Below are 6,419 nucleotides of genomic sequence, written 5' to 3'. Positions count from 1 at the left end.
TCTGATCTCCGCCGATCGCTTCTCGCAATTGACCGCGGTGCGCACCATCCTCGAGGGCACCGCGACCGAGCTCGCGACGAAACGCATCAACGGCAACAATCTGCGCGCGATCCGGCGCCACTGCGCCGAACTCACCGAGGCCGCCCGCAATGGCGGCATCGAAAACTATCTGCGCAAGAACCACGACTTCAAATTCGGGGTCTATCGCCATTGCGGCAACGAACAGATGATCTTCCTCATCGAGACGGTGTGGATGCAGGTTGGGCCTTTCCTGCGAAACCTGCATATCGGTTTCGAGGATGATCTCGCCGGCATTCTGGGTATCGACTACCATGAGGAGGTCGTGGCGGCGATCGAGGCCGGCGACGGCGAGCGGGCGCGTCGGGCGATCGTGCGTGACATCGAGGAGGGCGCCACGCATATCCTCGGGCAGGTGAAGTTTCCGGAGATGCGCCACTAGAGTAAGCAGGCGGGTTGTTCGATGATTCTCGGCACTTCCTCAACTCGGCCGATTTGCTCGACTTCGCCGTAAAGTCGTCGCAGCAAACTTCTTAGGTCCGAAGCCCTCAGTCGTCATACGTGGACGCGAGCCTTTGGTCGCGACTGCCATACGCCTGATGACCTCGTGATCGAGATGAGCATAAAGGTACTAATCCGCCTGCAATGCACGCAGTCTATTCAGCCTATCTACGCCTCGCCTACCCGCGAAGGCATTGGCGCCTTCGTCCTCCCAGCTCATTGCCAGCATGACCTTCGGTGTGAATGGAAAGGTCACAACGGCTGTCTTGTTCAGATAGCCGTGGTCGCCGTAAATCGGGTGCCAAGTCTTAGGTTCTACCCAACGAACAACCGGGTCGTCGCTGGTGATAAAGAAACCCTGAGCGGCCCCAATGGTCCGCCAACGCATCTGGAAAAGTACGGGTGTCAGCTTGTCGGCAGCAGTGAGGTGCTGCAACGCCCACTCCTTCCCCAGTTCGAGCCGGTAGCCGCTAGGGTCAATCAGGCTCCTCCGAAGGGAAGTTCTGCTCTCTTCGGTAAGCTGCCTGCCTTCGCCCTGCTCGATCCGATGCACCAGCGAATTGAAGGCCCGGTCGTGTACACCAGTCGCATAGTTCCGAATCTGAATCATGCGGCCAACCATCTCGGCCGCGTCTTTCCTGGAACCAGGTGTACGCACCACCATCACGGCTAGGAGTAGATTGGAGCGCACGTGCTTTCGATCCGAGACTGCGCCATGTCCATCTTGTCCTGGTGCTCCGGAATCTTGCCGTTGATCAGCCGCATCCAGCATTTCTTCGATGCGAAGGTCATAACTGCCATCCGGCGCTTCAACGGAATAGAAATGAGTTTGCTTGGCCGTCTCTTCGGGCATGCGGGAAAATTTCTTGCCGTCGGCCTTCGTATATGTCCAGACGTGACCTTTCGGCTGCACCCCAGCAAAGTGCTGGAGATGCAAGCGCGGAATAAAGTGTTGACCTTTTGGATTACTCATTGTGAACGAAAATCACGCGAGGCAGAACCATTATTTCAGACCGAGTATACCATGAGCGCTCTATTAACCAGCGATCAAGACTAGACCCAGGTGCTCACGGGGACCCGGGGGCAGTGGAATATTGAGCCCATTTGCTCGATAGCATGAGGACGCTGCTATCAGCGTAACTGCGCGATCAATCGCGGGTAGCTAAGATGACGACACGCCGAATCCGGCTTGGCTTTCGCTGACCATATCGCTATGCTGCGATCGCAGATCGCGAAAATGAACCGGAAAATGCCGCCCGATATCCCAGCTAGTGACTTGAAAAGATGAAGAAAAGCCTTTCGGCGCCAGCCGATGCGGCCTTCGTAAACTCACAAGCTGAAAATTGGATATCGTAGCCTGCAAGGGCTACAGCACCTAAAAAGGGGCTGGAAATTGAGCGACGCAATCACGGACGTTTTGAACTGGCTTGAAAGCAGGAAGGACATCCAGAGCCTGCGGGCGGCGGTGTGCGACCTGAACGGCATCATGCGCGGCAAGCGCATTCCGGTCGAGCAGGCGCGCAAGGCGCTCAAAGGCAAGCTGCGCATGCCCTATTCGGCCATCGGCCTCGACATCTGGGGCGAGGACATCGAAGGCAACGCCCAGGTCTTCTCGACCGGCGACGCCGACGGGCTTTGCCACTGGACCGGACGCGGCATACTGCCGGTCAACTGGACGGCCCATCCGACCGCGCTTCTGCCGCTCTGGCTGGCGGATGACGGCGGCGCGCCCTATCTCGGCGATCCGCGCCGCGCGCTGGCCCGCATCCTCGACCGCTACGCCGCGCTCGGCCTGACGCCCGTCACCGCGACCGAGCTCGAATTCTATCTTGTCGATCCGACCTCGCAGCGGCCAGTCGGCCCCGTCTCGCCGGTCACCGGCAGGCGCCTCGATTCCGACGCCGCGCTCTCGATCGACGAGGTCGACGATTTCGAAGCCTTCATCCACGATATCTACGAAGCCTGCCGCATGCAGGACATTCCGGTCGACACTGCGATTGCCGAGAACGGCGTCGGCCAGTTCGAGATCAATTTGAACCATGTGCCCGACGCCTTGCGCGCAGCCGACGATGCGGTGCTTTTCAAGCGTACCGTGAAGGGCATCGCCCGCAAGCATGGCTTCGCCGCCTGCTTCATGGCCAAGCCCTATGGCGAGCGCGCCGGCAACGGTTTCCATGTCCATTTCAGCGTGCTCGACAGGCAGGGCCGCAACATCTTCGACGACGGTTCCGACCAGGGCTCCGAAACAATGCGCCACGCGGTCGGTGGCCTGCTTGACGCGATGGCGCAAAGCACGCTGGTATTCGCGCCGCATTTCAATTCCTACCGCCGGCTGCGGCCGAGATCCTACGCGCCGACCGCCGTCGCCTGGGGCTACGAGAACCGCATGGTGGCGATCCGCATTCCAGGCGGACCTTCGGCTGCGCGCCGCATCGAGCATCGCGTCTCCGGCGCCGATGCCAATCCCTATCTGGTGCTGGCGGCGATCCTCGGCGCGGCGTTGATCGGCATCGAGCGCCAGCTCTCGCCCGGCGAGCCGACCGGCGGCGAAGGCCAGGGGCTGACGCTCGCTAAGCTGCCGCCGGACTGGGCTTCGGCGATCGCCGCCTTCGAGGCTGGCCCGCGTGTCGCCGAGATCTTCCCGGACGTGCTGCGCGACGCCTTTGTCGCCTGCAAGCGCCAGGAACTGAACACGTTCGCGCTGAATGTCAGCGACTTCGAGATCGAGACCTATCTCGAGAGCGTTTGACGCCGGCAAGCTGAAGTGCGGGCAGGAGAGCGGCCGGTACTCTATGGGAACTGCAAGATCCTCGGTTGGATCAAGCAGCGAACGGCTGGAAGGGCGATAAAAGGGAAATCTCCGAGTTGGGCTCGCGGGGTGCTCGTATCAGTGACTGCGGAACAGGATTTGCCTTCTGCTCCAATCCGGCGACGGGCACCAAAAAGCAAAACGCCCGCTTTCGCGGGCGTTTGTTTGGTTGCGGGGACAGGATTTGAACCTGTGACCTTCAGGTTATGAGCCTGACGAGCTACCGGGCTGCTCCACCCCGCGTCACCTACGAGCAAGCGTTTGCTTGCGACTACGAGCAAGCGTTTGCTTGCGTTGTTGGACGTAAGCGCAAGCCTGGGAATAGGCTGGCCTACAGATAGGTAGATGGCTCACCAAATGAAAGGGCCGCTTTCGCGGCCCGTGGTCCCGTTGGCGGGCCTTTATCGTAGAGAGAAGATTTAGCTCGATCCGGGTTTTTGATCCGGATGTGAGGGTGAACATGCGCTTGGCAGACCTGGCAGCGACCTACTCTCCCGCGTCTTGAGACGAAGTACCATCAGCGCTGGAGCGTTTCACGGCCGAGTTCGGAATGGGATCGGGTGCAGCCGCTCCGCCATAACCACCAGGTCGGCAAAACGCATGTTCAAATCGAGAAGCTTTTTTTGAGCGAATAGCCGATAGTGAGTAGCCAATAGGGGACCCTATTTGCTGCTTTCCAAGCTATTCGCTGGTCTTTGTTGTGCCCTGGATGTTCATTTCAGCCCGGCGCCTTTCGAAGCGAAGCTTCGCAAGGTCGACCGACCGTCGGCGCCGATGCGCCGCACCCACGTAGCGCCGCCCGAAGGGCGGAACAAGCGTGAGTGAGAATGGCGACAATCCTTCGGATTGCGCCTTGATGGATATAAGTAATGAGAACGATCAAGCCTATCGAACTATTAGTACCGGTAAGCTTCAAGCGTTGCCGCTCTTCCACACCCGGCCTATCAACGTGGTCGTCTTCCACGGTTCTCAGGGAATACTCGTTTCAAGGTGGGTTTCCCGCTTAGATGCCTTCAGCGGTTATCCCGTCCGGATATAGCTACCCTGCGATGCGGCTGGCGCCACAACAGGTCCACCAGAGATCCGTCCATCCCGGTCCTCTCGTACTAGGGACAGATCCTTTCAATATTCCTACACCCACGGCAGATAGGGACCGAACTGTCTCACGACGTTCTGAACCCAACTCACGTACCGCTTTAAATGGCGAACAGCCATACCCTTGGGACCTGCTCCAGCCCCAGGATGCGATGAGTCGACATCGAGGTGCCAAACAACCCCGTCGATATGGACTCTTGGGGGTCATCAGCCTGTTATCCCCGGCGTACCTTTTATCCGTTGAGCGATGGCCCTTCCACGCGGGACCACCGGATCACTATGACCGACTTTCGTCTCTGCTCGACTTGTCAGTCTCGCAGTCAGGCAGGCTTATGCCATTGCACTCAGCGAACGATTTCCGACCGTTCTGAGCCCACCATCGCGCGCCTCCGTTACTCTTTAGGAGGCGACCGCCCCAGTCAAACTACCCACCATACATTGTCCCGGACCCGGATAACGGGCCGCGGTTAGACATCCATAGTAATAAGGGTGGTATTTCAAGGGTGGCTCCACCTGAGCTGGCGCCCAGGCTTCAAAGCCTACCACCTATCCTACACATGCCACTACGAATGCCAATGTAAAGCTATAGTAAAGGTGCACGGGGTCTTTCCGTCTAACCGCAGGAACCCCGCATCTTCACGGGGAATTCAATTTCACTGAGTCTATGCTGGAGACAGCGGGGAAGTCGTTACGCCATTCGTGCAGGTCGGAACTTACCCGACAAGGAATTTCGCTACCTTAGGACCGTTATAGTTACGGCCGCCGTTTACTGGGGCTTCGATTCAGAGCTTGCACCCCTCCTCTTAACCTTCCAGCACCGGGCAGGCGTCAGACCCTATACGTCGCCTTGCGGCTTCGCAGAGCCCTGTGTTTTTGATAAACAGTCGCTACCCCCTGGTCTGTGCCACCCTCCCCTGCTTGCGCAGAAAAGGGTCACGCTTCTTCCGAAGTTACGCGTGCAATTTGCCGAGTTCCTTCAGCATAGTTCTCTCAAGCGCCTTGGTATACTCTACCTGACCACCAGTGTCGGTTTCGGGTACGGTCTATAAGGAGGAGCTATTTCCTGGAACCACTCCGCTGCCCGTTCAATCCGATAAGATTGGACAACTTGTGTGATCCGTCACTACCTCCAGGCCCACGAATATTAACGTGGTTCCCATCGACTACGCGTTTCCGCCTCGTCTTAGGGGCCGGCTAACCCTGCTCAGATTAACTTTAAGCAGGAACCCTTGGTCTTTCGGCGGGGGAGTCTCTCACTCCCCTTACGTTACTCATGTCAGCATTCGCACTTCTGATACCTCCACCGCCCCTCACGGGTACGGCTTCATCAGCTTACAGAACGCTCCGCTACCGCTCGTGATTGCTCACGAACCCTAAGCTTCGGTGTATGGCTTTAGCCCCGTTACATTTTCGGCGCAAAGACCCTTATTTAGACCAGTGAGCTGTTACGCTTTCTTTAAATGATGGCTGCTTCTAAGCCAACATCCTGGTTGTTTTGGGATCCTCACATCCTTTCCCACTTAGCCATAACTTGGGGACCTTAGCTGTAGGTCAGGGTTGTTTCCCTTTTCACGACGGACGTTAGCACCCGCCGTGTGTCTGCCGACTAGTACTCCCAGGTATTCGGAGTTTGGTTAGGTTTGGTAATCCGGTGAGGACCCCTAGCCCATCCAGTGCTCTACCCCCTGGGGTATTCGGTCGACGCTCTACCTAAATAGATTTCGCGGAGAACCAGCTATTTCCGAGTTTGATTGGCCTTTCACCCCTAGCCACAAGTCATCCCGAACTATTGCAACAGTTATGGGTTCGGCCCTCCAGTAAGTGTTACCTTACCTTCAGCCTGCTCATGGCTAGATCACTCGGTTTCGGGTCTAATGCGACGAACTGAACGCCCTGTTCAGACTCGCTTTCGCTGCGCCTACACCTACCGGTTTAAGCTTGCTCGTCACACTAAGTCGCTGACCCATTATACAAAAGGTACGTGGTCACCCTTGCG

The 6,419-nt window shown here is 57.8% G+C and carries 3 protein-coding genes, 1 tRNA gene and 2 rRNA genes (1 of these 6 only partly in view); 2 read left to right on the top strand and 4 right to left on the bottom strand.

What is annotated here, in order from left to right; genetic code table 11:
• A partial coding sequence (locus EOA28_RS11380) for a GntR family transcriptional regulator (RefSeq protein WP_148670686.1) occupies positions 1 to 460 on the top strand: 460 nt, incomplete at its 5' end.
• 189 nt (positions 461 to 649) lie between these two features.
• Here the strand turns inward: EOA28_RS11380 and EOA28_RS11375 are convergent.
• Entirely contained in the window at positions 650 to 1,492 is an 843-nt protein-coding gene (locus tag EOA28_RS11375; protein WP_128314896.1) for a DUF4238 domain-containing protein, read from the bottom strand.
• A 420-nt stretch (positions 1,493 to 1,912) separates the two neighbouring features.
• Between EOA28_RS11375 and EOA28_RS11370 the strand changes: the two genes are divergently transcribed.
• On the top strand, positions 1,913 to 3,268 hold the full coding sequence (locus EOA28_RS11370) for a glutamine synthetase family protein (protein ID WP_127250393.1): 1,356 nt from the start codon (positions 1,913 to 1,915) through the stop codon (positions 3,266 to 3,268).
• Positions 3,269 to 3,494: 226 nt separating this feature from the next.
• Here the strand turns inward: EOA28_RS11370 and EOA28_RS11365 are convergent.
• From EOA28_RS11365 to EOA28_RS11355, 3 genes are all read right to left on the bottom strand, one after another.
• Positions 3,495 to 3,571: transfer RNA gene (locus tag EOA28_RS11365), tRNA-Met, on the bottom strand.
• Positions 3,572 to 3,801: 230 nt separating this feature from the next.
• A 5S ribosomal RNA gene (gene rrf, locus EOA28_RS11360) occupies positions 3,802 to 3,916 on the bottom strand.
• A gap of 287 nt (positions 3,917 to 4,203) precedes the next feature.
• A 23S ribosomal RNA gene (locus EOA28_RS11355) occupies positions 4,204 to 6,419 on the bottom strand; it runs 608 nt beyond the window's last position.

Origin of the sequence: Mesorhizobium sp. M2A.F.Ca.ET.067.02.1.1, assembly GCF_004023285.1 — a bacterium.
GTDB lineage: Bacteria > Pseudomonadota > Alphaproteobacteria > Rhizobiales > Rhizobiaceae > Mesorhizobium.
Note: the sequence above shows the minus strand (reverse complement) of the source record. Positions and strands in the feature narration are given on the sequence as shown.